Origin of the sequence: Bradyrhizobium sp. B117, assembly GCF_038969555.1 — a bacterium.
Classification (GTDB): Bacteria; Pseudomonadota; Alphaproteobacteria; order Rhizobiales; family Xanthobacteraceae; genus Bradyrhizobium.
Genome location: NZ_CP152414.1, coordinates 5,159,018 through 5,180,800 on the forward strand (window position 1 = coordinate 5,159,018; position 21,783 = coordinate 5,180,800).

Here is a 21,783-nt window from a genome sequence, read left to right on the forward strand (position 1 = left end):
CCGTCACGGCGTGCTCATGGGAGCGTCGAGGTCCAGGCCTCGCCCGCCGCCGCCTTCTCATATCCGTACTGGTACAGTGCCCGCATATAGGCGGTGTCGAACCCTTCGGAAGGAGGCGCGGGATAATCGCGCGCGATGTAGGAGAGATGGAAGCCGAGGCGATTGCGCTTGGCGAAATCATAGGTGGAGAAGATAATCGAACGCGTCTGCGACTGTGTGATCGCCGACAGGCTGCGCGAGGCGACGTCGATGGTGCCGTTGGACACCAGCTCGAAATTGCGTTCGATCTTCTTGTTGACGAGGATGTAGATGTCCATCTTCGCGGTGCCCGGCAAGCGGCTGCCCTGGAACAGCAGGGCCTCCGGCAGCGTCAGCACCGGGGCGGTCACGCCGCCGTCGACATGCATCTCCTGAAATTTGCGGCCCTGGCCTTCGGCGTCGATCATGATCGGCGGAAACACCAGCGGAATGCTGGCGGAGGCCGCCATCACGTCGCGAAACAGCTTGAGCGCCTCGGGCGTGCCGACCGCGGCGATCTTGCCCATGTCCCAGATGGCGGTCCGCTGGGTGTCGAGATCGGTAGTGACCACCAGCAGCCTTCGGCCCTTGGCATTCTCGCGCGCGACCTGCGCCAGGATTTCCGGCCCGACATAGCGGGCGACCAGCTCGCGCAGCCGCGTGTTGCCGAACAGGCCGGATCCGAACAGCACGCGTATGATGCTGGGATCGTTCAGGAGGCTCTCCGCGATGCCGCTGGTGTAGACCTCTTTCAGCGTGTCGTCGTATTGCGACCCCAGAAACGCAAACGGCGCGATCAGGCCGCCGGTGCTCACGCCCGAGACGACCGAGAAGGTCGGACGGGTTCGGGCCGCGGTCCAGCCGTTGAGCACGCCGACGCCATAGGCGCCGTCGGCGCCGCCGCCGGAGAGCGCCAGATAGGTTTTCGCCGCGGTGCTGGTGTCCTTCTCGAAACTGAATTTCGTGACCGGCTCGTCGGCGTAGCGCCTGAGGCCGTCGATATCGAGCACACGCGATGCGCTCGCCTCGGCTGCCGTATAGGGCGTGCGGGGCAGGGAGGTGCAGGCTCCGAGCGCCAGGCTGCACGCCAGGGCCAGGATTCCAGTCAGGCGGGCACCTTGCTGCCTGATCCAGCCGCGCGCGGGGCCGAACATCTCGGTCGAACATGAAGCGGGGGACATTGTCGGTGGCTGGCGATCACGCATCTATGGCCGCCGGCAATTTTGCCGCGGCATCCCGTCCAGCCCCAGGGTAAAACTACACTGTATCGTTTTATTTAACAAGCGCGGCGGACGGTAATATCCGCGTCGATTGTGTCCCAGTCTGGCGCATAGCGCGGCCTGAGCGGTTGATCGGCCTCGTCCGACACGCAATAAGCACGGCCATGACTCTACCCAATCATTTCGAACTGCTCGCCACCGATGGCTCCGCCCGCACCGGGCGCCTGACCACGCCGCATGGTGTGGTGCGCACGCCCGCCTTCATGCCGGTCGGAACCGCCGGCGCCATGAAGGGCATGCACTGGCGCGAGGTGCGCGATGCCGGCGCCGACATCGTGCTCGGCAACACCTATCACCTGATGCTGCGTCCCGGCGCCGAGCGGATCGCGGCGCTCGGCGGCTTGCAGAAATTCACCGGATGGAACGGGCCGATGCTGACGGATTCCGGCGGCTTCCAGGTGATGTCGCTGGCCGACTTACGCAAGGTCAGCGAGCACGCCGTGACCTTCCGCTCGCATATCGACGGCGCCAAGGTCGAATTGTCGCCGGAGCGCTCGATCGAGGTGCAGCGCTTCCTCGGCTCCGACATCGCCATGCAGATGGACGAATGCGTGCGGCTGCCGGCCGAGCGTGACGACATCGACCGCGCGATGCGGCTGTCGCTGCGCTGGGCCGAGCGCTCAAAGCGCGCCTTCGAAAGCGCACCCGACGGCTACATGCTGTTCGGCATCGTCCAGGGCGGCGACATCCCGCAGCTTCGTCACGCCAGCGCGCAGGGCCTCGTCGAGATGGGGTTTCACGGCTATGCGATCGGCGGCCTCGCCGTCGGCGAGCCTCAGGCGGTGATGCTGGCGATGATCGACGAGACCGCGCCGGCGCTGCCGACCGAGCGGCCGCGCTATCTGATGGGTGTCGGCACGCCCGACGACATTCTCGAGGCGGTGAAGCGCGGCGTCGACATGTTCGATTGCGTGATGCCGACGCGCAATGGCCGCCACGGCGTCGCCTTCACGCGTTTCGGCCAGGTCAATCTGCGCAACGCGCGCCACGCCGACGATCCGCGCCCGCTCGATGAGGAGAGCACGTGGCCGTCGGCGCGCAACTACGCACGCGCCTATCTGCATCATCTCGTCAAGGCCGGCGAGACGCTGGGGGCGATGCTGCTGTCCGAAATCAACATCGCCTACTACCAGTTCCTGATGCAGGGCATCAGGGACGCGATCGCACATGGAACGTTCGAGGCGTTCTATCAGCGTACGCGCGAGGACTGGGCGAGGGGCGACATCGCCCCGCGCTGATCAATGGCGCAACGTCAGTTGCAGACAATCCGCTGCTTGACGGCGTGCTTGGTCACGAAGCCGTAGCCGCAATTGTCGCAGGTCCAGAGATAGGAGATCATTTGGTCCGAGACGTAGGCAGATGCTTCGGCGGCGACCATGGAGTCAGCGCAGACGGGACAGGTGGGCAATTCGCTACAACGCGGATCGCGATGATGCGCGACGGTCGACAACACTTCAGCAACTGCTGACATCGTGGTGACCTCCCTGCTTTGAGACCTAAGTCTAACATAAGCAGAATCAGTTGACGAGGTCGCAACACAAATGCGTTGGTTTTCTGCTAATTACAGCTCACGCGATTTTGCGATGCAGCGTATTTAACATGTGCCGCATTGCCGCTTGCGTGCCGTCGCAAGCTGTCCGTAATTGCGCAAGAGCCGTGAAAGAAGCGCGAATTGTCGCCACAGGGAGTTCATCATGGACGCATCGTCCCAGACGGGTGCAGCGCACCAACCCGGCCGCGGCCGGATCTATTCTTCGATCGTCGAGGCCTTTGGCGACACGCCGATCGTGCGCTTGCGCCGCCTGCCGGGCATGCATGGCGTGAACGCGACCATTTTGGCAAAACTTGAATATTTCAACCCTGCCGCGAGCGTGAAGGACCGCATCGGCGCGGCCATGATCATCGCGATGGAGAAGGCCGGCATCGTCAAGCCCGACACCGTGCTGATCGAGCCGACCTCCGGCAACACCGGCATCGCGCTCGCTTTCGTCGCGGCGTCGCGCGGCTACCGGCTCAAGCTGGTGATGCCGGAATCGATGTCGATCGAGCGGCGCAAGATGCTGGCCTTCCTCGGCGCCGAGCTGGTGCTGACGCCGGCCGCGCAGGGCATGAAGGGCGCGATCGCGACCGCCGAGGAGCTCTTGAAGACGACGCCGAACTCGGTGATGCCGCAGCAGTTCAAGAACCTCGCCAATCCCGAGGTGCATCGCCGCACCACCGCGGAGGAGATTTGGAACGACACCGCGGGCGACATCGATTTCTTCGTCGCCGGGGTCGGCACCGGCGGCACCATCACCGGCGTCGGTCAGGTGCTGAAGCCGCGCAAGCCTTCGCTGCGTGTCGTTGCGGTCGAGCCTGAGGAAAGTCCTGTGCTGTCGGGCGGCCAGCACACGCCGCACAAGATCCAGGGCATCGGCGCGGGCTTCGTCCCTGACATTCTCGACCGCTCCGTGATCGACGAGATCGTGAAGATCAATTCGACCAGCGCAATCGAGACCTCGCGCGCGCTGGCGCGGCATGAGGGGATTCCGGGCGGCATCTCCTCGGGCGCGGCGATTGCGGCGGCGCTTCAGATCGGCAAGCGGCCGGAAGCAGCGGGAAAAACCATCCTTGCGGTGGTGCCGTCGTTCTCCGAACGTTATCTTTCGACGGCTCTGTTTGAGGGAATCTAGGACATGGCGGATCAACCGAGGCGGCCGCGCACATTGGGTGACGCGCGAACCGAGGCCGAAGCGGCATTCAAGAAGGTGACGGCCAAGGTCGCCGCGGCGCCACCGAAGCAGAACGTGGCGCCGGGGGTCAGGGAGCAGGTCACACTGCGTATCGACCAAGACGTGCTGGAGTTCTTCCAGGCGGGCGGGCCGGGCTGGCAGGACCGCATCAACGAGGCGCTGCGCAAGGCGGCGGGGAAGTAAGGCTCGCTCGGTTGCCCGCCCGCCCGCGGGCTGAGGCGTCCGCGAGCGGCGCATCTCTGTCCTCGTCATTGCGAGGAGCCCTTGCGACGAAGCAATCCAGACTGTTGGCGCCGAGAGAATCTGGATTGCTTCGCTGCGCTCGCAATGACGGAGGTTGCTGAGTGCGACCAAAAGAAAAAAGCCCGGCGCGAGCCGGGCTTTTGTGTTTCGCGAACTGGCCTGCCTCAGCGGCGGAACATGCCGCCCATCATGCCGCCGACGACACCGCCGACGAAGGCTGCGCCGGCCGCATCACCGGGGCTGCTGCGTTGGGGCGCCGGTGCCGGCGCGCTGCTGCCCGCGGGGGCGCTGGCACGGCGGGCCGCCTTCTGGCTGTTATCGCTTGCGGTCGGCGGCGCGGCCACGACCTCGGCGAGCAGGGCCTTATGCTGGGGCCTGTTGAGATAGCCCGACGAAGGATAGCCGCGCGCGGCCTGCCAGCGCTTGATGACGGACCGGGTCTCCTCGCTGAACACGCCGGTCTGCTTGGTGTCGAAGCCAAGCCCGGTGAGGCGACGCTGCACGTCGCGGCGCTGGTTCTTGTCGAGGCCCATCTGGTCCTCGGTGAGCTGAGAGGCCTCATCGGTGAAGGCTGCGGGATCGACGCCAGCATTGAGGGTGCGGGTCGCCGTCGACGGGCCGCTCTTGATCGCGGCGAGCCGCGCCAGCGCGAGCGCTTTGAACTGGCCGTTCGGATAGGCCGCGAGATAGGCGTTGAGCTCTTCCGGCTTGTTGCTCTCCTTCACCGAGCGCCAGTATTCGAGCTCGACACCGTCATTGCTGCCGCTTGCCGCCGGTACGACGCCGGAAGCGGTGGGGGCCGCGTTCGCAACCTGGGTGGTCGGAGCCTGGTTGAGATAGACCGCGCCGATCAGATTGGTATGGCCCCAGGGCAGCTGGCCCTTGTGGGTCTCTTCGTTGACCTGGGCGCGCACCGACGTCATCGCCTGCTGGATCTCGACGCCGGGCCTGGTGATGTTGTCGATCAGCGCGCGGGTGAACGGGCTGTTGTTTCCTTCCTGGCCGTCGAGCGCGGTCTGGCCCGGACCGGTGGCGAACGCGATCAGCGTGCCTTCGCCGGACTTCATCTCGGCCAGGCCGCTCTGCACGTTGACGCTGCGGGTTGCCGAGTTCGATTTGATCTTGGCGGCGAACGGATTGTCGCGGCAGGCATCGAGGAACACGAGCTTGACCTTGGCATCGCCCATGGTCTGCTCGAGCGTCAGGTCGATGTTGATGGCGGCGCCAAGCTTGACGTCCATCTCCGACTTGATGTCGGCGTCGACCGGCAGGAGATAGTTGGTGCCGCCGACGGCGATGCCGTGGCCGGCATAGTAGAACAGCGCGATGTCGGAGCCCTGCGCCTTGCGGCCGAAATCGAGCAGCTTCTCCGTCATCTGGTCGCGGCTGAGGTTGGATCCTTCGATCACGTCGAAGCCGACATTGCGCAGCGTCGCCGCCATCGCCTTGGCGTCGATCGGCGGGTTCGGCAATTGCGCGACGTTCTTGTAGGAGCCGTTGCCGACGACAAAGGCGACGCGGCGGTCCGCTTTCGCGGCGCTGACCGACAAGGCCATGCACATCAGCGACGCGAGGAGGGTGAGATAGCGCATCTGAAATCCCCAGAATCGAATTGCAGGCAGCAACAAATCGACAACGAACCTACACGAAGTGCCCGACTTCGCGCCACCAGAACGGCGGTACGGTCCACTCAACCCATTGCTGTGTGGCCGAATGTGCACGATGGAGTGCCCCTCCAAAGTGATCCAAATCACGCTCGACCACTTTGTTTGGTCGCGCGAGGCGGCGCTGGGTTCACTGCGCGCGGGCGGGAACCGGCGAAGCCGGCTTTAAATTCAGGAGATTGCCGCAGAGGATCAGCGTTGCGCCGAGGACGGTCCAGGCATCGAGCCGTTCGGAATAGAGCAGCCAGCCAGCGGTGGCGGTCAGCGGAACCCGCAGGAAGTCCATGGGAACCACGATCGTCGCGTCGGCGTAGCGGAGCGCGCTGGGGAGGCAGTAGTGCGAGAATGTGCCGCAGACCCCGATGACGAAGAGCCAGCCCCAAAGGGTGGCTGACGGCCAGGTCCAGACATAGAGCGTCGGCAGCAGGCCTACGACAAACTGCACCACGGTCATCCAGAACAGGATCGACAATGCGCTCTCGGTCCTGGTCAGCGATTTCGCCAGGATCATGGAGATGCTGAAGCCGATTGCGGCTCCGAGCGCAATCAGCTGGCCCGGATTGATCTCGCTGGTGGCGGGACGCACGATCATGACGACGCCGACGACACCCAGCGCGACCGCGGCGATCTTCCAGACGGTCATGCGCTCGGACAGGAAGGTTGCGGCCATCAGCGCGGTCCAGATCGGCATGGTGAATTCGATCGCCACCACCTGGCCGATCCCGATCAGCGTCAGGGCATAGAACCAGCCGAGCTGTGCGAAATAGTGGACGCCGTTGCGGGCGAGGTGCTGGGGCAGGCGTTTGGTCGCGACCGCCTTGAAGCCACCGCTCCGGTAGATCATCGGCAGCAGCAGCGCGAACCCGATCACCGAGCGCACTTCTATGATTTGGAAGACGTTGAGATCGCGCGTGGCCTCGCGCCCGGCCACCGCCAGGACCAGCATCAGCGCCAGCCAGCCGGCCATCCAGAGTGCAGCCATCGATTTGGACGGTGTCGGGGGCATTGGCGGCGCGGGAGATCGAACGTGAGGGGACGGCCGGTATCGGCGACATCGGCGCGGTTTGCAACGGCCAAAACTGCGGATGCAGCGATGCAGGATGGCGTGCTAAGGCTTGGGTGAACAACGACAAAAAACGGGAGAATTTCGCTCATGCGCATCTTGCAGCCGGCCGAATGGAAAAAACCGCGCGGCTTTTCTCATGGCGTGGAGGTGGAGGGGCCTGGCCGATGGGTAGTGCTGGCCGGCCAGACCGGCGGCGACGAGGCCGGCAATTACGCGCCCGACATGGCAGCACAGGTTGCGATCGCGCTGAAGCGGATCGTCAAGCTCCTGGGCGAGGCCGGTGCCGGTCCCGAGCACATCGTCCGCCTGACCTGGTACCTGACCAGCCGCAGCGAATATGAAGCTGCGGGCGCCGGCATCGGCGCAGCCTGGAAGGAAACGCTCGGGCGCAACTTCCCGCCCTCGACACTCCTCTATATCGGCGGTCTCGTCGACGAGCGCGCCAAGGTCGAGATCGAGGTCACCGCGTTCGTGCCTGTCGCATAAAAAAATCGACCCGGCGCGGACGCCGGGTCGATTGTCGTATCACTGACAGTCCTACTTCGACAGCGAGATGTTGGCGCCGCGGAACTGGCTGTCGGCGCGCATCGCGACGCTCTGCTTGTTGCCACTCGTCTTCAGCGAGATGTTGGCGTTGAAGCCGGCGGTGGAGGCGACCAGCTCGTAATTGCCGCCGGCGCCACGGCCCTGCAGCGATCCCGAGATGTTGCGGCTGGCCTCGGACCAGCTGCCGGCGATGGCGCCGCCTTCAGCCCTGACGTTGGCGCCGAGGTTGAACTTGTAGGCGTCGCTGGCGCAGGTCAGCGACATCTCCATGGTGGGGCCGATCGGGGCGTATTTGGCCCGGCAGCGGATCCGCTCGGTCGAGCCGTCGTCCAGCGTCACGGTGCCGCTACCGTTCCACGTACCCGCCAGTGGAGCAAACGGGCCGGACTGGGCCTTGCCTTCAGAGTGGGCGAGCCCTGCCGCAAACAAAACGGCGGCCGCGATCAGCAGCCGCCGGTTTCGGGCGCGAGCCTCGATAGGTTTATTGGCGCGATGCTTCCCACCGCCCACTGCACGGTATGCCTGCAGATGCTCCATTCCACTTCCCCGATCCGGCGTTGCCGTTGAGTTGACCGTTGGCATATGCACCATTGATCGAAACTTTCACAAGTCCCCCGCTGCCGATGGTGCCGGAAACGTTAGCGCCGGGCGCGGTGATCTTGCCGTCGGCGACGGTGAGCATGGAGCTTGCGGTGGGCTCGCAGGAGCCGGTCTTGGTCACGATGGTGACGTGCCAGTTGCCGTCATAGGGGCTCTGGGCGAAAGCGGGAGCGGCAAGGGTGCCGGCGACAACTGAAGCGGCACAGAACGCCGCGATGCGACCAAAACGCATGAATTCCGTCCTTGAATGTGTCTGAGATGCTGACGCTTATTCGGACGAAATGTGACGGAAATTTGTTGCAATGCCAAAGCGAAAATTGTTCCAGTGGAAACAATAGTTTATTTGCGTTTTCGGCTCCAATTTTCGAAGCAAAATCAATGCGGCCTCACGTTAATTGTAAACGTGAGGCGAGAGACTCAGGGGTGGGACTTAGGAAAGGCCTGCTTAGGAAAGGCTTGGCGCCGAAGTCGCGAACTGCTCGTCCTGGACCTTGGCCGGCAGCGCCTTGTGGACCTTGGCATAGTCGATCACGTCGGCCAGCAGCTTGAGGCCCAGGGGGGCGAGGGCGCGCTCCCAAAGTTCGCGAGGGGTCTCGCCCTTTTTCACGAAGCACCAGTCCTGGGCGGCGATGGCGCCGGCGTCCATGCGGTCGGCGAGATGATAGATCGTGCCGCCGGCGATCGGATCGCCCTCCTTGATGGTCCATTCCACCGCAGCCTTGCCACGATGTCGCGGCAGCAGCGAGGGATGATAGCCGATCCCGCCGAGCTTCGCGGCGGCGAGGGCGTCCTTGCCGATCCGGGCGTGGCTGTGTGCGGTGATGATCAGATCGGTGTCGGGGGCGATTTCGGAGGCGACCACCAGCTTGGGATTGGTCTGCACCGCCACCTCGATCCCGGCCGCCTTGGCGGCCGCAGCGAGGCGATCCTCGGCGTCGGCCACCACGACCCGCACAACCGGAAAGCCGTGCTCCCGGAGCATGTTCAGGGTGGTCACGCCGAAATGGCGGGAGCCGACAAGGGTAATGCGCATGGGTGTCCGATCTCTCTCGCAACTGCGTCATACTCCCGATAACACGCTGGAGCATCCTGTCACCACCCACGAGGCATTACGGCCGGTTATCAACAATGCTTCGGGCGGGGACTGCGCCGAACTCGGCGATTGCGCGGCCGTCCGCACCGGTGTTTCCATTGGCGCGTTTCCATGGGCGCACCTTGAGGGCCAGGAGCGAGCGAATGCGAAGCGCGTGGTTTGTTGGTCTCGCCGCACTGATCGTGGCGGCTCCGGCGCAGGCCGGCGGGCCGTACCCGGCGATACCGCCCGAAATCGGCATCGCGCCGTTCATCGGCCCGACCTGGGACGTTTACCGTTGCGCCGAAGGGCTGCCCTATAATTTCTACCACGGCGCCTATTACGGCGAGGAGCCACCGGCGATCTATCGCGGCTACGCCTACCGGCCGTATTACCGCTACAGCGCCTATCGCAAATGGCCGCGCAAGTATTTTTGCGTGGTCGATTGAGCGTTGCCGTGCGGCCACGATCGGACGGCAAATGCGGATGCGCCGGTTCCTGTGTTTCTTTTCAGACAGAAGGCCACCCGGCGCGCCGCTAGACTAGCGTCCACCGGGGCTGGCGACATTTCAATCCGGATCCCTTTTCGAACCCGGCTTAAGCCGCTGGCGTGATCGCCAGCGGCTTTTTCATGCCGCGCACCACGAAATCATACAACGGTAACACGTTCTCAACCTGGCTGTCGTATCGACGAATCCGTCGCGGATTTGTATTGCGTACCGCGACACCAAGAATGTCCCGCCGGCGTGGGTGCGCCGCGCGGGCATTTTTGCCGGGATCGATTTCATGCCGAGCGCAATTGAGCAGATCGTGGACGCCTATGTGCGGCTGAAGAACCGCCGTGGGCTCGACCAGCTCATGATGCACAGGCAGCGGCTTGCGGTCGATCTGAAGAGTAGGTCGGGCTACGATTTCAGCGAGCCGATCGAAAAGATCGACGAGGAGATCGCCGTCATCGAGGCGGGTCTCAGCCGGCTGAAGGCCGGCGATTCCGCCACATCGGGCGGCCGCCAGCCAATCTGACGGAGCAAAGCATGATCCGGAAAAGTGCGCAGCGGTTTTCCGAAAGATCATGCGCAAAAAAGACAGGCTAAAGCGCGATGACGATTCATCCTGATCTCATTGCGCTTTAGTCGCGCCGGCCGCCGTCGATGACGGTGAACAGCGGCCGTGCCGGGGTCGGCTCGACCAGCAATTCCTCCACCAGCGCGGTGGCCGCATCGACATATTTGCGCGTCGGCTTGTCGAGCTCACGCTTGGCCTCGTCGTCGAGCGCGACCTTGGCGGCCTCGACCAGCTTGCGCATCCGCGCCGCGTGGTCGTCGCCTGCCGTCAGCGTCGCGCGCGCCAGGCGAGCGCAGCACGAACAGCTCCCCCTCGAGGCGGAGCAGGCGGTCGTTGAGCCTGGTGAGGACGGCGTTGAGGTCGGCCATGGCAAAATATTCGTTGCAGAGATCCATCCTGATCTAGCGGCGATCGGTGAACGGACTCCAAACGCGGTCGGCGCAATTGGGCCGATCTTTCGAGCCGGCGGCACGGTCGATGCCGTCGATGTGACCGATTGTGAGCCGCGGAGCCCGTGGGGCGCAGCATGGTCAGCAACGACATGACGTTGCGGGTGGACGTCTGGAGCACCGATCGATGCGCTCTGTCCTGATCCTGGTTCTGGTGACCGCAACGGCGGCGCCGGCTGTCGCTGCGCCGGCCCGTCACGCCCACTCGCGCCAGCATGTCGTGGTTCGTCCGGCCGAGGACGCACCGGTGCCGCCAGGCTGGTACAAGTTTCCCGGCTATCCACCGATCCCGCCATCGGAGAACAGGAATTTGGATCCGTCCAACTTCGGCGGCGGCTGAAGCATGATCCGGAAAAGTGCGCAGCGGTTATCCGAAAAGATCATGCGCCAACAACAAGCTCAAGCGCGATGACGATCCCGATCGCATCGCGCTTCAGGCGGCTCATGCCGCGGTCCGCGCGAGATATTTGCGCGCGAATTCCAGATACCAGTCGAGGCAGGCGGGATTGGCCATCGCCTCCTTGTTGATGACCTTCTCGAGGGGCTGGCCGAGCAGCAGCTTCTTGATCGGCAGCTCCTGCTTCTTGCCGGAGAGCGTGCGCGGGATCTCGGATACGGCAAAGATCTCGTTCGGAAGGAAGCGCCGCGAAAGGCTGGCTTCGATGGCCTTGTTGATCTTGGCCTGCATCGCGCCGTCGAAGGTGACACCTTCGCGCAGCACGACGAACAGCGGCATGTAGCTGTCGCGGCCGAGATATTCGAGGTCGACGACGAGGCTATCGAGCACTTCGGGCAGCACCTCGATCGCGGAATAGAGCTCGCTGGTGCCCATGCGCAGGCCGTGCCGGTTGATGGTCGCATCGCTGCGGCCGTAGATGATGCAGGAGCCGTCCGGATTGATCTTGAGCCAGTCGCCGTGCCGCCACACCGGCCCGCGGCCACTGCCGTCAAAGTTGTCCGGATAGGTCTCGAAATAGCTGGAGCGATAGCGCGCACCGTCCTTGTCGTTCCAGAAATAGAGCGGCATCGACGGCATCGGCTCGGTGCAGACGAGCTCGCCGACCTCGTCGATCACGGCGCGGCCCTGTTCGCTGAAGGCTTCGACGGCAGCACCGAGCAGGCGGCACTGCATCGCGCCCGGCGTCTGCGGCAGCTCGCGATTGCCGCCGATGAAGGCGCCGGCGAAATCGGTGCCGCCGGAGATGTTGGCCCACCAGATATCGGCCTGCGCCTTGCTGCCGTTGGTCTTCGACAGCGCCGCGAAGCAATCGTTGAACCAGGCTTGCGTATCGGCGCTGAGCGGCGAGCCGGTCGAGCCGAGGCAGCGCAACCGCGACAGATCGCCGGCGGCGGCAAGATCGACCTCGGCCTTGACGCAATTGGCGAAGAACGCCGCGCCGGCACCGAAGAAGGTCGCTTTCGACTGCGCCACGAAGCGCCACAGCGTGCCCCAGTCCGGCTTGTCCTTGGTGCCGCCGGGGCTGCCGTCGAAAATGCAGCAGGTGGTGCCGCTGAGCAGGCCGCCGACCTGACTGTTCCACATGATCCAGCCGGTCGATGAGTACCAGTGATAGCGCTCGCCGAAAGAATTCTCGTGGTAGGAGCAGCCGAGGTCATTGTGCAGGCCGAGCAGCGCCAGCACCACGATGACGATGCCGCCATGGCCGTGCACGATCGGTTTCGGCAGGCCTGTGGTGCCGCTGGAGTAGACGATCCAGAGCGGATGATCGAACGGCAGCCACATCGGCTCGAACGCGTCGACCGCCGCGCCCGTCCTGGCGAGGAGATCGGACAGCAGGGCGTCAGGCGCGGCGCCACCGCCGGTTTCGGTGTGCAGGATCACGTGCTCGACCGTCGGTAGCGATTGCCGCAGCTCGGCCACCACATCGCGCCGGTCGTGCCGCCGCCCGGCATAGGTGACGGCATCGCAGGCGATCAGCACCTTCGGCTCGATCTGCTTGAAGCGGTCGATCACGGCGGGCGCGGCCATGTCGGGCGCGCAGACGCTCCAGACCGCGCCGATGCTCGCGCTGGCGAGAAACGCGATGATGGTCTCGGGAATGTTGGGAAGGTACGCCGCAACGCGATCACCCGGCTTGACGCCTTTTTCCCTCAGATGCAGCGCGAGCGCGGCCGCCTTGCGTCGCAGCTCCGGCCAGCTCGTCTCTGTGAGCTTGCCGTCCTCGCCGCTGCTGACGATCGCGGGCAGGCCGGCGGCTTGCGCCGCATCGACATGCCGGAACACCTGCCGCGCGTAGTTGACCTGCGCGCCGGGAAACCAGACCGAGCCTGGCATCTTGCGCTCGGCGATCACGGCCTCAAACGGCGTCGGCGATTGCAGATCGTAATAGTCCCAGATGCTGCGCCAGAACGCATCGAGATCGCGCACCGACCACTGCCGCATCTCCTCATAGCTTGCGAAGGTGAGGCTGCGCTGCTCGGCGAGCCAGTTGCGGTAGAGGGCGATCTGGGGAACGAAGGGAGCGGTCATTGCATATCGGCTTCAATTGCGGGGAGGGGAATCTAACCCGTGCCGCAGAGTAGCAGAAGCCGCAGTTCGCGCAGGCCGTAATGACGGCATGGAGGTGTCGTCGCCTCAATCGGTAGCCTGGATTTCGCTGCGCTCCATCCGCGCTACGCGACCGAGAGCGTCGTCTCAGCCTACCACTGCACGCCGGCCCAGCGCCGTCCGAACACGGGGGGCTTGGTCTTCACAGCTTGCCACCCGAAGAAGTGATGCTTGCCGGACCAGCTGTGCACCACGCCGCTGCAGATGCTGCATTTGAAGCTGCCGGAGTGCGCTTCGGCGTGCTCCTCGCGTGTCGCAGTGTAGTTCATGCTGCAACCCGCACAGGTGAATTCTTCGATCGTCCAGATGCTGTTGGCCATTTGCACGGAATGTTTTTGGGACCTCGATCCACGGTAGCCACGGGCCTTTGCGGCGGCGTAAACCGGGCGTGGGAAATCCGGTTAACGGGCGTTAGCCAAGCCCGGACGCCGTGCTGCCGCCGCAAGGTCATTCGTTGGTCTGACCATTCCGCATGTCCCGGTCGATGCGCATCTGCACGCGCCTGATGGCGAGCAGCGCCAGCCTGCCTTGCACCCGGCCGGAATGGATCTTCTCGCCAATGGCGTAGGCGTAGCGCCAATAGCCGGGCGCGCCGTTCCGTCTCAGCGAATAGTGGATGCCGCGGTGGATTCCCGCATGTTCATCGGGCTGTCTGGGAGCGGACGCCATCACCGCGGAATGCAGATGGGCCCGATGCGTTCCTAATCACCGAGGCGCGGGACAGGCCAGTTGTCTTGACGCCGGTGGCCGGGCTGGCAATAACGCCAAGGTTGCGCAAGTCTGGGAACCCCGCGTTGATACCGCAAGGAAGGTCGTGCCAGTGAAAAGCCTCCGTCAGCTCCTGACGGGAGAGGACATCATCCAGCTCCTGATCCGGGTCGTCCTGCTCGGCCTGCTGATCATCTGGACCTTCCTGATCATTCGCCCGTTCGTGCCGATCCTGGCCTGGAGCGGCGTACTCGCGGTCGCGTTCTATCCGGCGTTCAGCTGGGTCGCCAAAGTCCTGGGCGGCCGGCCCAAGACCGCGGCTGCGATCCTCACCTTGATCACGCTCGGCATCGTCATTGGACCGGCGACCTGGCTCGGCATCAGCGCCGTGGATGGCGTGCGCGAACTGGCACGACAGCTCGGCACCGGCGATCTCGCGCTCCAGTCGGCGCCGGAGCAGCTCAAATCCTGGCCGGTCGTCGGCCCGTGGCTCTATGAGCTCTGGGAGCAGGCCTACAACAACATCCGCGCTGTGCTGCGCGAGGTGGCGCCGTATCTCCAGCCGCTGGCGGGACCGCTGCTGTCGCTCGCCGGCGATGCCGGTGTCGGCACCCTCCAGTTCCTGGTCTCGGTGTTCGTGGCCGGCTTCCTGTTTCCGCATGGGCCGCGGCTGGTCGCGGCCGGCCGCGGCTTCCTGTTTCGCATCGTGCCCGAGCAGAGCGAGCATTTCCTGGGGCTGGCGGGCGCGACCATCCGCGCCGTGGCACAGGGCGTGATCGGTGTCGCGATCGTGCAGGCGCTGCTCGCCGGCATCGGCTTCAAGCTCGCGGCGGTGCCGAGCGCGGGCCTGCTTGCCTTCATCGTGCTGCTGCTCTCGATCGTGCAGATCGGCGCCTTCCTCGTGCTGCTGCCGGTCATCATCTGGATCTGGACTGCCAAGGACGTCACCACGGCGCTGCTGCTCACCGTGTTTCTCGTCCTGGTCGGCTTCATCGACACCATGCTGAAGCCGCTCGTCATGGGGCGCGGCCTGACCACGCCGACCATCGTGATCTTCGTCGGCGTGATCGGCGGCACGCTCGCCCACGGCATCGTCGGCCTGTTCATCGGGCCGATCATCCTGTCGGTCGCCTGGGAGATGATGATGGCCTGGATCAGGACCGAGGACCGCGCGGAGACGGGCGAGGGCTGAGCGTCCCGCAAGGCTGTGATCAACGGTCCCGCCGAACTTGTCTAATCAGCTAGACAAGTTACGATATGCGAGATTCTGTTTCGAGCCTGCAATAGTCTACGAAAGTAATGGCGAAGTCTTCCAAGCTCGTCGCCGCCAAGCGCGGCAAGGTTTTGTTGGTCAGACGGCGATCGGACGGCCTTTGGATGTTCCCGGGCGGCCGCAAGCGTGCGCGCGAGTCCGACAAGGACTGTCTGCGGCGGGAGATCAAGGAGGAGCTGCCCAAGCTCAAGCTCGGCAGGATCAGCCTCTGGAAGGAAGTGACGGCCAGGAACAAGCGCTCGGGCCGCAAGATGAGCGATGCGATCTTCATCGCCAAGAACGCCAAGGGCAGGCTGGCGATCGGCGACAAGAACGAGATCGACCGCGCCGCCTGGCAGAAGCCGCGCGGTATCCGCCTGACCGCGACCTCGCGCTACATCCGCGATCGCCTGTTTCCGCGGAAGCGGTCGCGCCGGTAGCGGCGCGGCTGCGACAAATCGCCTGCGCCAGGGCGGATTCTAATCCGATCTGCCCGCCGACCGCTTGCGGCCTTCGAACGACCGTGGCGACGCTGCTTGCGTCTCCGGCGCGAGGAGCCTGGCCGCTTCGGCCTCGCGCAGCTCCTTGCGAACCTGGCGCGCGCTACGCATCGCACGCTTGATGAACGGGTGCTGGGAGTCCTCGGCGAAGAACAGCACCACCTCGCAGCTCGGACATTGCCTGGAATAGCCATCCTGCAACCGCCCAGCACGATCGCGGAATACGCTCTTGCACCGCGTGCACTGAATCTGAACCGAACTCATGCGCGGACAACAATGACTGACGGAAATGGATCGTCAGCTGATCCCAAATGTCTGAAGAAAGTTTGAACGCGCTCCAGAACTCATCGCGCGCGTCGTCTGTCAGCGCGGCATGCGCTCGCGCCGCCAAAGCCCGCCATCCGCGAACGCGCGACATCATCGGCCGCTATTGCTTGGCCGCCATCATGTCCAGGCAATGATTGAGATAGGCGGTGCGATCCCTCGGCAGCACCTTCTCGAGATCCGCCTTGATGGCGCATTCGCGCTGTCGCAACTGCTCGGCGCGACGCTTCTCGGCGGCTTCGCGGTATCCGGGGGCAACCTTGTTGGGATCGACCAGCGGCTGTGTCCGCGCAGGAGCCGCAAAAGACAGTGCAATGGCCGCAATGATAATGATCTGTTTCAAATGAGCCCCCATGAAAAAGCGCGATCCTAGCGCCGCTCGCGCGAACGCTCAAACGGGGGGGCTCCGGTACCCCGTTCCGCCATAATGGCCGGCCCAAGCCAAGCGAACTTCCGGCACTCCGGCTTTGGAACGACTGCGCGCGCAAAGCGTAGACTCTGGGCTCCCGGCCCATCCCCAAGCCCCCCAAGCCCCCGGGCCGCGAGAAAACCTTCCCACAAGGTTGGCGACCTCAGTAGCCCCCCGCACTGGGGTCGTTTGCTTTGCCGCGCCAGATGTGAACCAGTTCACAAGCGCCGAGCGAAATCGCTGCTATGAGGGTGTCGTTGCTTGACCAATTCATTTTGAACGAAACGCCCCAGCGTGGCTCCAAGCGCTGGGGTTTTTTGTGCGTGCCATGCGCGCCTTCGATCGCACCCTGAGCAAGGGGGCGAGTTCCCGGCTGGGCTTGGTCAACAGCTAAATATTTAGCAGCGCGACGGCGGCCCGAACGTTGCCAGGAGGCGTGCGTTCGCAGGACAAATCCCATATGCAGGGCGGCGCGCCGCCGAATCGACATGCGGACCGCGCGCGTTCAGTTGACGACCAGAGACGGGTTCAAGTGAGGCTTGCCAAAAAAGCGCGGGTGACCAAGACATCGCCCAAGAAGAGCAAAGGATCGCAGCGCGCCACGATCTCGTCCTCGTCGCCTCTCGGTTTGCTGGCGCTGCATCTGCTTGCACAATGGAAACAGTCCGGGCAGAGCGGCATCGTCTTTCTCGCCGAGAGCGAGACCAGGGCGGAGCGGCTCGGCAGCATCATCCACGCGCTCGATCCGTCCTGCGAGGTCCTGGTGTTTCCGCGCCTGAACACCTTGCCGTTCGATCAGCTCGAGCCGTCCCACGAGCTCGCGGGGCGCAGAGCCTCCGTGCTGCGACGCCTCACCAAATCCAGGAAGCCAGTATTTCTCGTCGCGACGGCGGAAGCCGTGATGGAGCGCCTGCCGCCGCCTGCGAGCCTGTCGCGCCTGAGCGTGAGCCTGAAGGTGGGCGGCGCGTTTTCCGAGCCCGAGCTCGAGGCGCGGCTTCAGTCACTCGGATATGATCTCGACGACGAACCGGACTATCCGGGCGGGGCGCTGTTTCACGGCCAGACCTTCGAGATCTTCCCTGCCGGCGCGCTCGGCCCGTTCCGGATCGAGCATTCGGATCGCACCATCGACCGCATCGTGGCGTTCGACCCGAAGGAGCACGAGATCATCTTCGAGACGAAAGAGCTGCTCGTCGATCCCATGTCGGAGCGGCTCGCCTTCGCCGGCAAACGCGGCAAGCGCGCGAGCCTGTTCGACTATTGCGGTCGCGCCAAATGGATCGCCGACGCCGGCGTCCCGACGCATGCCGACGGCTGGCTGAGCACGATCGAGGAGGCGGCGCCGCGCGCGGAGCGGGAGCGCGAATATCTCGGACAGCGTGACTGGAAGCAGCTTTCGAAGGGCATGAAGGTGCTGCCGCGAACGGCCGCCCTCCAGACCGTGCCGGACTTCTCGAAGGTCACGTCCGCGCGGAAGGTGCTGCGCGCCTTCGTCGAGGACGTGCAACGGGCCGGCTCGCGGCTGATCTTCGTCGCAGCGCAAGAGGACGATCTGCGCGTGATGGAGCGGATGAGCGGCGTCAAGACGGAGCGCTGCGACGACTGGGACGAGGCCGCGAGCGGGCGGGGCGGCGAAGCCTCGCTCCTGGCCGATCTCGATGCGGGCTTCATCGTGCCCGGGAAAAAGCCTCTCGTCGTCGTGACCGCGTCCGACGTGCTCGGCAGCCGGGCGCATCACGCACAGCCGATGGCGCGCGCCTGGAGCGCGGCGTTCGACCATGCCGACGTGCCGGAGCAGGGCACCGTGGTCGTGCATCTCCAGCGCGGTCTCGCCGTGCTTGACGGCTTGCAGACGGTGAACACCGGCGGCGGCGCGCTGCGGGAGATGGTCAGGCTGTCCTTTGCCGGCGACAATGCGGTTCTGGTCCCGCCGCCGGATCTGGCGCTGATGTGGCCTTATTCAGCCGAGCTCGGCAAGCTGGCGCTCGACAAGGCGGACGGCAGCACCTGGTGGGCCCGCCGCACCGAAGCCGAGCGCGAAATCCAGATCGCCGGCAAGGCGCTTGCCAAGCACATCAGCCAGCGCCGCCGGCGGCGCGGAGAAAAGCTGGTTCCGCCGGGATCGGCCTACGAGAAGTTCGTCGCGCGCTTCCCTTACTTCACGACCGTCGATCAGGCCAACGCGATCCGCGACGTGCTGGATGATCTCGCCTCGGGTCACCCGATGGACCGGGTGGTCTGCGGCGATGTCGGGTTCGGCAAGACCGAGGTGGCGCTGCGTGCGGCCGCCGCCGTGGTGCTTTCGGGCAGGCAGGTGGCGGTCGCGGTGCCGACGACCGTGCTGGCACGGCAGCACACCGCAACGTTCCAGAAGCGCTTCGCTCCATTCGACATCGACGTCGGCAACCTGTCGCGGGCCACATCAGGCGCGGCGCTGCGCGAGACCAGGGAGGGCCTGCGCAGCGGCCGCATCAAGGTCGTGATCGGCACGCAGGCGCTGACCGGCAAGGACGTGAGGTTCGACGATCTCGGCCTCGTCATCATCGACGAGGAGCAGCATTTTGGCGCGGCCGAGAAGGCGAAGCTCGCCGGGCTCGCCAAGAACGTCCATGTGCTGATGATGAGCGCGACGCCGATCCCGCGCACGCTCGCCGCCGGCCTTGCCGGCTTCCGCGACCTCAGCGTGATCGCTTCGCCCCCGGTGCACCGGCTGCCGGTCGCAACCAGGATCGCGCCGCTGTCGGATGCGGCCATTGCGTCTGCGCTGCTGCGCGAGCAGCGGCGCCATGGGCAGAGCTTCCTGATCTGCCCGCGCATCCAGGACCTCGAGCCGATGCTGGCGCGGGTGCAGGCGGTGGCGCCGGACCTGCGCATCGTCTGTCTGCACGGCAGACTGCCGGCCGAGGAGATCGACGACCGCATGATGAGCTTCGTCGAGGGCGAAGCCGACGTCCTGCTCGCCACCAACATCGTCGAGAGCGGCCTCGACATTCCCCGCGCCAACACCATCGTGGTGTGCTGGCCGGAAAAATTCGGCCTCGCCCAGCTGCACCAGCTCCGCGGCCGGGTCGGCCGCAGCGGTATCCGCGCCTTCGCCCATCTCTTGACCGAGACGGCGTCCGGGCAGTCCGAGAAGCGGCTCGCCGTGCTCGAGGAGTTCAGCCGGCCCGGCGCGGGCTTTGCCATCAGCGAGCGCGACCTCGATCTGCGTGGCGCCGGCGACCTGTTCTCGGAGCAGCAGTCCGGCCATGTCCAGGTGTTCGGGCCCGTGCTCTACAGCCACCTTCTGAAAATGGCCTCGGAGAAGGTCGACGAGGAGCGTGCCGCGGTCTGGGTGCCCGACCTGAACCTGCCGGTCGGAGACATGCTGCCCGAGACCTATGTGCAGTCCGAGCCGGTGCGGCTCGAGCTCTATGCGCGCGCCGCACGATGCGGCAGCGAGGACGAGATCGACGACCTCGAGGAGGAAACCTCCCGCCGCTTCGGGCCGCTGCCGAAGGCCGCGCGCGATTTCTTCGCCGCGGCCGGGCTCAGGATCGAGTGCAAGCGCAGAGGCATCATTCGCCTCGACGTCGGCCCCGAAGCGGTCGCCGCGACGTTCCTGCCGGGGCGGCTGCGCAAGTCGCGCGGAAAGTCACTGCAACGCGACGGCGATCGCGTAGTGTATCACGCCAAGATGCAGGACGCGCCGTTCGAGCGGGTCGAGGAGTTGTTCGAGGTGCTGGACGAGGGGTAGGGCGCCTCAAAACGCGAAAACAACCCCATGCACAGTAGCAAACTACAGCCGGCACAATGACTTGTGCAATCCGGCTAAAAGATCGGTTTGACACGTCGGGCAAAACAGTGGCATTCTGGCAATATTCGGAAAATCCGTTGTAGCTCTGCGAGGCCGCAGGAGCGCATTTTCGGCGCAGCTCATTCCATCGCATGGACCCCGTAATCGGCCGGGGGTGGCGAGGCCCGTCAGACGGCTACGCCGCTAACGTGGAATTAATCAAAAAAGCCCACAATTTTAGGCAGTTGTGTAAGTGGGTGCTGCGTAAAGGACTCGTCGCGAGGACGTTCCAGCGTCGGCTTCCTTTTGCTCGCTCATTTGAGGTCAATGCCAGTGACCACGACACCCGAAGCGCAAGGCCTTGTCGAACAACTCGATCCCGAAGCGCTCGCGCTCGCCGCAGCGCCCGAACCCGCAAGCCTGGAAGCCGAAGTCCCGATCAGGCCTTCCAGCCGGAAGTCGGCGGTGGCCCTGGCCGTGTGTGCCCTGGCCATCAATGGCGCGGCGGCGATCTATACGCTGCCGTCCGATCTGCCGTCGCTAGATGTCGGCCGTCTGGCCGAACTGCTTCCGCGCCCGAAAGCTTCCGCACCGAAACCGGATCCGGTCGTCGCGGCCTTGAAGGACATTCAATCGGCCCAGCAGCAACACACGGCTTCGCTGCAGGCGAACAACGATCTGGTGCAGCAAAATGCGGCTCTGCTCCAGCAGGACTCGATGGTGCTGCTGTCCCTGCGCCAGAGCATCACGGACGAGCGGGTCGATGTGAGGAAGATATCGTCGCAGCTCTCCACGCTGATCGCGAAGGTCGATACGCTGCAAAACACGATGATGTCGGACGTCACGTCGTCCATTCGACACGCGAATGCCCGCTATGGGCTGTCCGCCGCGATGCGCAAGCGGCTGGTGCGGCAGTCGAAGCCAGTCGGGCCTGTCGGGCCACTCGGACCTGTTTCCGTCGGAGGAGCTCCGCTGAGCACGCCGGCTGCGTCTTCGGCTCCGGAGAGCTGAGGGCAGATCGCGGCACCATGTCCGCATCAAGCTGGCCGTCGCCCCTGTCGACTAGGGATCGCCGGTTCGTGTTGGCGCGCCGCTTCTGAGATCAAATCTTTCAATTGTCCTCCGCTGAATTCAGAGAGCACCCGGTATGCTTCGTCTGCTTGCTCCCTGGTCAAACTGGCTGCCCAGTCCGTTCCGATCAGCGCCGGCCCCTTGCGCTCTCGATCGTAGACCATCCAGCCGACGCCTCCCGTCCGAACCAAAAATCTGGCCTGCGCCAGCACTCTGTCACTCACTGTTAGCCTCCCACTTACCTGCCGCACCAAGTAAGCCGCATCATTTTCTCGAATGCATTTGTGCATGTGAATCGAGTCGGGAAAAACTGGCAATTTCTATCGCGCCGAGTTCCTGCCCGGAACACGTCTCGAATGTGCTGAAACGAACAGAGCGCGGCTTCGATCTCAGGGTAAGCTCCCAGCTGCTTGGGCCTTCCCCTAAGGCCGAGCACCTCC

General features: G+C 64.7%; 23 protein-coding genes and 1 pseudogene. 11 read left to right on the plus strand and 13 right to left on the minus strand.

The window, feature by feature from the left end; translation table 11 throughout:
- Positions 1-14: 14 nt before the first annotated feature.
- Positions 15-1,172 (minus strand): patatin-like phospholipase family protein, encoded by a 1,158-nt coding sequence (locus AAFG16_RS25300; RefSeq protein WP_342740965.1) that lies wholly within the window; start codon positions 1,170-1,172, stop codon positions 15-17.
- 230 nt (positions 1,173-1,402) lie between these two features.
- Here AAFG16_RS25300 and tgt point away from each other — a divergent pair, with 230 nt between their 5' ends.
- Complete coding sequence (gene tgt, locus AAFG16_RS25305; RefSeq protein WP_342729700.1) at positions 1,403-2,536, plus strand: tRNA guanosine(34) transglycosylase Tgt; 1,134 nt, start codon at positions 1,403-1,405, stop codon at positions 2,534-2,536.
- Positions 2,537-2,550: 14 nt separating this feature from the next.
- Here the strand turns inward: tgt and AAFG16_RS25310 are convergent, their stop codons facing one another.
- Positions 2,551-2,769, minus strand: coding sequence for a hypothetical protein (locus tag AAFG16_RS25310; protein WP_283079120.1), 219 nt, complete (start codon positions 2,767-2,769; stop codon positions 2,551-2,553).
- A gap of 223 nt (positions 2,770-2,992) precedes the next feature.
- On the opposite strand from AAFG16_RS25310, the gene cysK reads away from it, so the two are divergent.
- Complete coding sequence (gene cysK, locus AAFG16_RS25315; RefSeq protein ID WP_342729702.1) at positions 2,993-3,970, plus strand: cysteine synthase A; 978 nt, start codon at positions 2,993-2,995, stop codon at positions 3,968-3,970.
- 3 nt (positions 3,971-3,973) lie between these two features.
- The gene (locus AAFG16_RS25320; protein WP_283079122.1) at positions 3,974-4,213 is read left to right on the plus strand and encodes a BrnA antitoxin family protein; all 240 of its coding nucleotides are present in this window, start codon (positions 3,974-3,976) and stop codon (positions 4,211-4,213) included.
- 224 nt (positions 4,214-4,437) lie between these two features.
- On the opposite strand, the gene AAFG16_RS25325 is transcribed toward AAFG16_RS25320, so the two are convergent.
- Together AAFG16_RS25325 and AAFG16_RS25330 are read right to left on the minus strand one after the other, a co-directional pair.
- Positions 4,438-5,865: a caspase family protein gene (locus tag AAFG16_RS25325; protein ID WP_342729705.1), complete on the minus strand. Its 1,428-nt coding sequence runs from the start codon at positions 5,863-5,865 to the stop codon at positions 4,438-4,440.
- A 202-nt stretch (positions 5,866-6,067) separates the two neighbouring features.
- On the minus strand, positions 6,068-6,943 hold the full coding sequence (locus AAFG16_RS25330; protein WP_342729707.1) for a DMT family transporter: 876 nt from the start codon (positions 6,941-6,943) through the stop codon (positions 6,068-6,070).
- A gap of 147 nt (positions 6,944-7,090) precedes the next feature.
- On the opposite strand from AAFG16_RS25330, the gene AAFG16_RS25335 reads away from it, so the two are divergent.
- Positions 7,091-7,489 carry a RidA family protein gene (locus AAFG16_RS25335; protein ID WP_342729709.1) on the plus strand — a complete coding sequence of 133 codons (399 nt, stop codon included), beginning with the start codon at positions 7,091-7,093 and terminating at the stop codon, positions 7,487-7,489.
- A 51-nt stretch (positions 7,490-7,540) separates the two neighbouring features.
- Here the strand turns inward: AAFG16_RS25335 and AAFG16_RS25340 are convergent, their stop codons facing one another.
- The 3 genes from AAFG16_RS25340 to AAFG16_RS25350 all read right to left on the minus strand — a co-directional run bounded on the left by AAFG16_RS25340 (position 7,541) and on the right by AAFG16_RS25350 (position 9,182).
- On the minus strand, positions 7,541-8,086 hold the full coding sequence (locus AAFG16_RS25340; RefSeq protein ID WP_283079126.1) for a hypothetical protein: 546 nt from the start codon (positions 8,084-8,086) through the stop codon (positions 7,541-7,543).
- Positions 8,031-8,381, minus strand: a complete 351-nt coding sequence (locus AAFG16_RS25345) for a hypothetical protein (RefSeq protein ID WP_084334320.1) — start codon at positions 8,379-8,381, stop codon at positions 8,031-8,033. The genes AAFG16_RS25340 and AAFG16_RS25345 overlap by 56 nt, the downstream gene beginning before the upstream one ends.
- Positions 8,382-8,594: 213 nt before the next feature.
- On the minus strand, positions 8,595-9,182 hold the full coding sequence (locus tag AAFG16_RS25350) for a formyltransferase family protein (RefSeq protein WP_342729714.1): 588 nt from the start codon (positions 9,180-9,182) through the stop codon (positions 8,595-8,597).
- A 203-nt stretch (positions 9,183-9,385) separates the two neighbouring features.
- Between AAFG16_RS25350 and AAFG16_RS25355 the strand changes: the two genes are divergently transcribed.
- Positions 9,386-9,670: a hypothetical protein gene (locus tag AAFG16_RS25355; RefSeq protein ID WP_342729716.1), complete on the plus strand. Its 285-nt coding sequence runs from the start codon at positions 9,386-9,388 to the stop codon at positions 9,668-9,670.
- A 337-nt stretch (positions 9,671-10,007) separates the two neighbouring features.
- Positions 10,008-10,244, plus strand: a complete 237-nt coding sequence (locus AAFG16_RS25360) for a hypothetical protein (protein WP_283079129.1) — start codon at positions 10,008-10,010, stop codon at positions 10,242-10,244.
- A 106-nt stretch (positions 10,245-10,350) separates the two neighbouring features.
- Here the strand turns inward: AAFG16_RS25360 and AAFG16_RS25365 are convergent.
- A pseudogene (locus AAFG16_RS25365) lies at positions 10,351-10,654 on the minus strand (hypothetical protein).
- 208 nt (positions 10,655-10,862) lie between these two features.
- Here AAFG16_RS25365 and AAFG16_RS25370 point away from each other — a divergent pair.
- A complete protein-coding gene (locus AAFG16_RS25370) occupies positions 10,863-11,075 on the plus strand; it encodes a hypothetical protein (protein WP_342729718.1) in 213 nt (70 codons plus the stop codon).
- Between the two features lie 102 nt (positions 11,076-11,177).
- Here the strand turns inward: AAFG16_RS25370 and AAFG16_RS25375 are convergent, their stop codons facing one another.
- The 3 genes from AAFG16_RS25375 to AAFG16_RS25385 all read right to left on the minus strand — a co-directional run bounded on the left by AAFG16_RS25375 (position 11,178) and on the right by AAFG16_RS25385 (position 13,973).
- Positions 11,178-13,226, minus strand: coding sequence for an acetoacetate--CoA ligase (locus tag AAFG16_RS25375; protein WP_342729720.1), 2,049 nt, complete (start codon positions 13,224-13,226; stop codon positions 11,178-11,180).
- A gap of 170 nt (positions 13,227-13,396) precedes the next feature.
- Positions 13,397-13,624 (minus strand): hypothetical protein, encoded by a 228-nt coding sequence (locus AAFG16_RS25380; protein WP_342729722.1) that lies wholly within the window; start codon positions 13,622-13,624, stop codon positions 13,397-13,399.
- Between the two features lie 127 nt (positions 13,625-13,751).
- A complete protein-coding gene (locus tag AAFG16_RS25385) occupies positions 13,752-13,973 on the minus strand; it encodes a hypothetical protein (protein WP_283079134.1) in 222 nt (73 codons plus the stop codon).
- Between the two features lie 145 nt (positions 13,974-14,118).
- Here AAFG16_RS25385 and AAFG16_RS25390 point away from each other — a divergent pair, with 145 nt between their 5' ends.
- Both AAFG16_RS25390 and AAFG16_RS25395 read left to right on the plus strand, forming a co-directional pair.
- Positions 14,119-15,204 carry an AI-2E family transporter gene (locus tag AAFG16_RS25390; RefSeq protein WP_342729724.1) on the plus strand — a complete coding sequence of 362 codons (1,086 nt, stop codon included), beginning with the start codon at positions 14,119-14,121 and terminating at the stop codon, positions 15,202-15,204.
- 107 nt (positions 15,205-15,311) lie between these two features.
- Entirely contained in the window at positions 15,312-15,704 is a 393-nt protein-coding gene (locus AAFG16_RS25395; protein WP_235546306.1) for an NUDIX hydrolase, read from the plus strand.
- A gap of 39 nt (positions 15,705-15,743) precedes the next feature.
- Here the strand turns inward: AAFG16_RS25395 and AAFG16_RS25400 are convergent, their stop codons facing one another.
- Positions 15,744-15,926 carry a hypothetical protein gene (locus AAFG16_RS25400; protein WP_342729726.1) on the minus strand — a complete coding sequence of 61 codons (183 nt, stop codon included), beginning with the start codon at positions 15,924-15,926 and terminating at the stop codon, positions 15,744-15,746.
- Between the two features lie 265 nt (positions 15,927-16,191).
- Positions 16,192-16,431: a hypothetical protein gene (locus tag AAFG16_RS25405; protein WP_342729728.1), complete on the minus strand. Its 240-nt coding sequence runs from the start codon at positions 16,429-16,431 to the stop codon at positions 16,192-16,194.
- A 694-nt stretch (positions 16,432-17,125) separates the two neighbouring features.
- Here AAFG16_RS25405 and AAFG16_RS25410 point away from each other — a divergent pair.
- Positions 17,126-20,233, plus strand: coding sequence for a DEAD/DEAH box helicase (locus tag AAFG16_RS25410; protein WP_342740966.1), 3,108 nt, complete (start codon positions 17,126-17,128; stop codon positions 20,231-20,233).
- A 366-nt stretch (positions 20,234-20,599) separates the two neighbouring features.
- Positions 20,600-21,283 carry a hypothetical protein gene (locus AAFG16_RS25415; RefSeq protein WP_342729730.1) on the plus strand — a complete coding sequence of 228 codons (684 nt, stop codon included), beginning with the start codon at positions 20,600-20,602 and terminating at the stop codon, positions 21,281-21,283.
- Positions 21,284-21,783: the final 500 nt, after the last annotated feature.

Bases quoted from the DNA above. Each gene is read 5' to 3' on its own strand.
- AAFG16_RS25300 (WP_342740965.1), bottom strand. From the start codon at position 1,172: ATGTTCGGCCCCGCGCGCGGCTGGATCAGGCAGCAAGGTGCCCGCCTG.
- tgt (WP_342729700.1), top strand. From the start codon at position 1,403: ATGACTCTACCCAATCATTTCGAACTGCTCGCCACCGATGGCTCCGCC.
- AAFG16_RS25310 (WP_283079120.1), bottom strand. From the start codon at position 2,769: ATGTCAGCAGTTGCTGAAGTGTTGTCGACCGTCGCGCATCATCGCGAT.
- cysK (WP_342729702.1), top strand. From the start codon at position 2,993: ATGGACGCATCGTCCCAGACGGGTGCAGCGCACCAACCCGGCCGCGGC.
- AAFG16_RS25320 (WP_283079122.1), top strand. From the start codon at position 3,974: ATGGCGGATCAACCGAGGCGGCCGCGCACATTGGGTGACGCGCGAACC.
- AAFG16_RS25325 (WP_342729705.1), bottom strand. From the start codon at position 5,865: ATGCGCTATCTCACCCTCCTCGCGTCGCTGATGTGCATGGCCTTGTCG.
- AAFG16_RS25330 (WP_342729707.1), bottom strand. From the start codon at position 6,943: ATGCCCCCGACACCGTCCAAATCGATGGCTGCACTCTGGATGGCCGGC.
- AAFG16_RS25335 (WP_342729709.1), top strand. From the start codon at position 7,091: ATGCGCATCTTGCAGCCGGCCGAATGGAAAAAACCGCGCGGCTTTTCT.
- AAFG16_RS25340 (WP_283079126.1), bottom strand. From the start codon at position 8,086: ATGGAGCATCTGCAGGCATACCGTGCAGTGGGCGGTGGGAAGCATCGC.
- AAFG16_RS25345 (WP_084334320.1), bottom strand. From the start codon at position 8,381: ATGCGTTTTGGTCGCATCGCGGCGTTCTGTGCCGCTTCAGTTGTCGCC.
- AAFG16_RS25350 (WP_342729714.1), bottom strand. From the start codon at position 9,182: ATGCGCATTACCCTTGTCGGCTCCCGCCATTTCGGCGTGACCACCCTG.
- AAFG16_RS25355 (WP_342729716.1), top strand. From the start codon at position 9,386: ATGCGAAGCGCGTGGTTTGTTGGTCTCGCCGCACTGATCGTGGCGGCT.
- AAFG16_RS25360 (WP_283079129.1), top strand. From the start codon at position 10,008: ATGCCGAGCGCAATTGAGCAGATCGTGGACGCCTATGTGCGGCTGAAG.
- AAFG16_RS25370 (WP_342729718.1), top strand. From the start codon at position 10,863: ATGCGCTCTGTCCTGATCCTGGTTCTGGTGACCGCAACGGCGGCGCCG.
- AAFG16_RS25375 (WP_342729720.1), bottom strand. From the start codon at position 13,226: ATGACCGCTCCCTTCGTTCCCCAGATCGCCCTCTACCGCAACTGGCTC.
- AAFG16_RS25380 (WP_342729722.1), bottom strand. From the start codon at position 13,624: ATGGCCAACAGCATCTGGACGATCGAAGAATTCACCTGTGCGGGTTGC.
- AAFG16_RS25385 (WP_283079134.1), bottom strand. From the start codon at position 13,973: ATGGCGTCCGCTCCCAGACAGCCCGATGAACATGCGGGAATCCACCGC.
- AAFG16_RS25395 (WP_235546306.1), top strand. From the start codon at position 15,312: ATGGCGAAGTCTTCCAAGCTCGTCGCCGCCAAGCGCGGCAAGGTTTTG.
- AAFG16_RS25415 (WP_342729730.1), top strand. From the start codon at position 20,600: ATGCCAGTGACCACGACACCCGAAGCGCAAGGCCTTGTCGAACAACTC.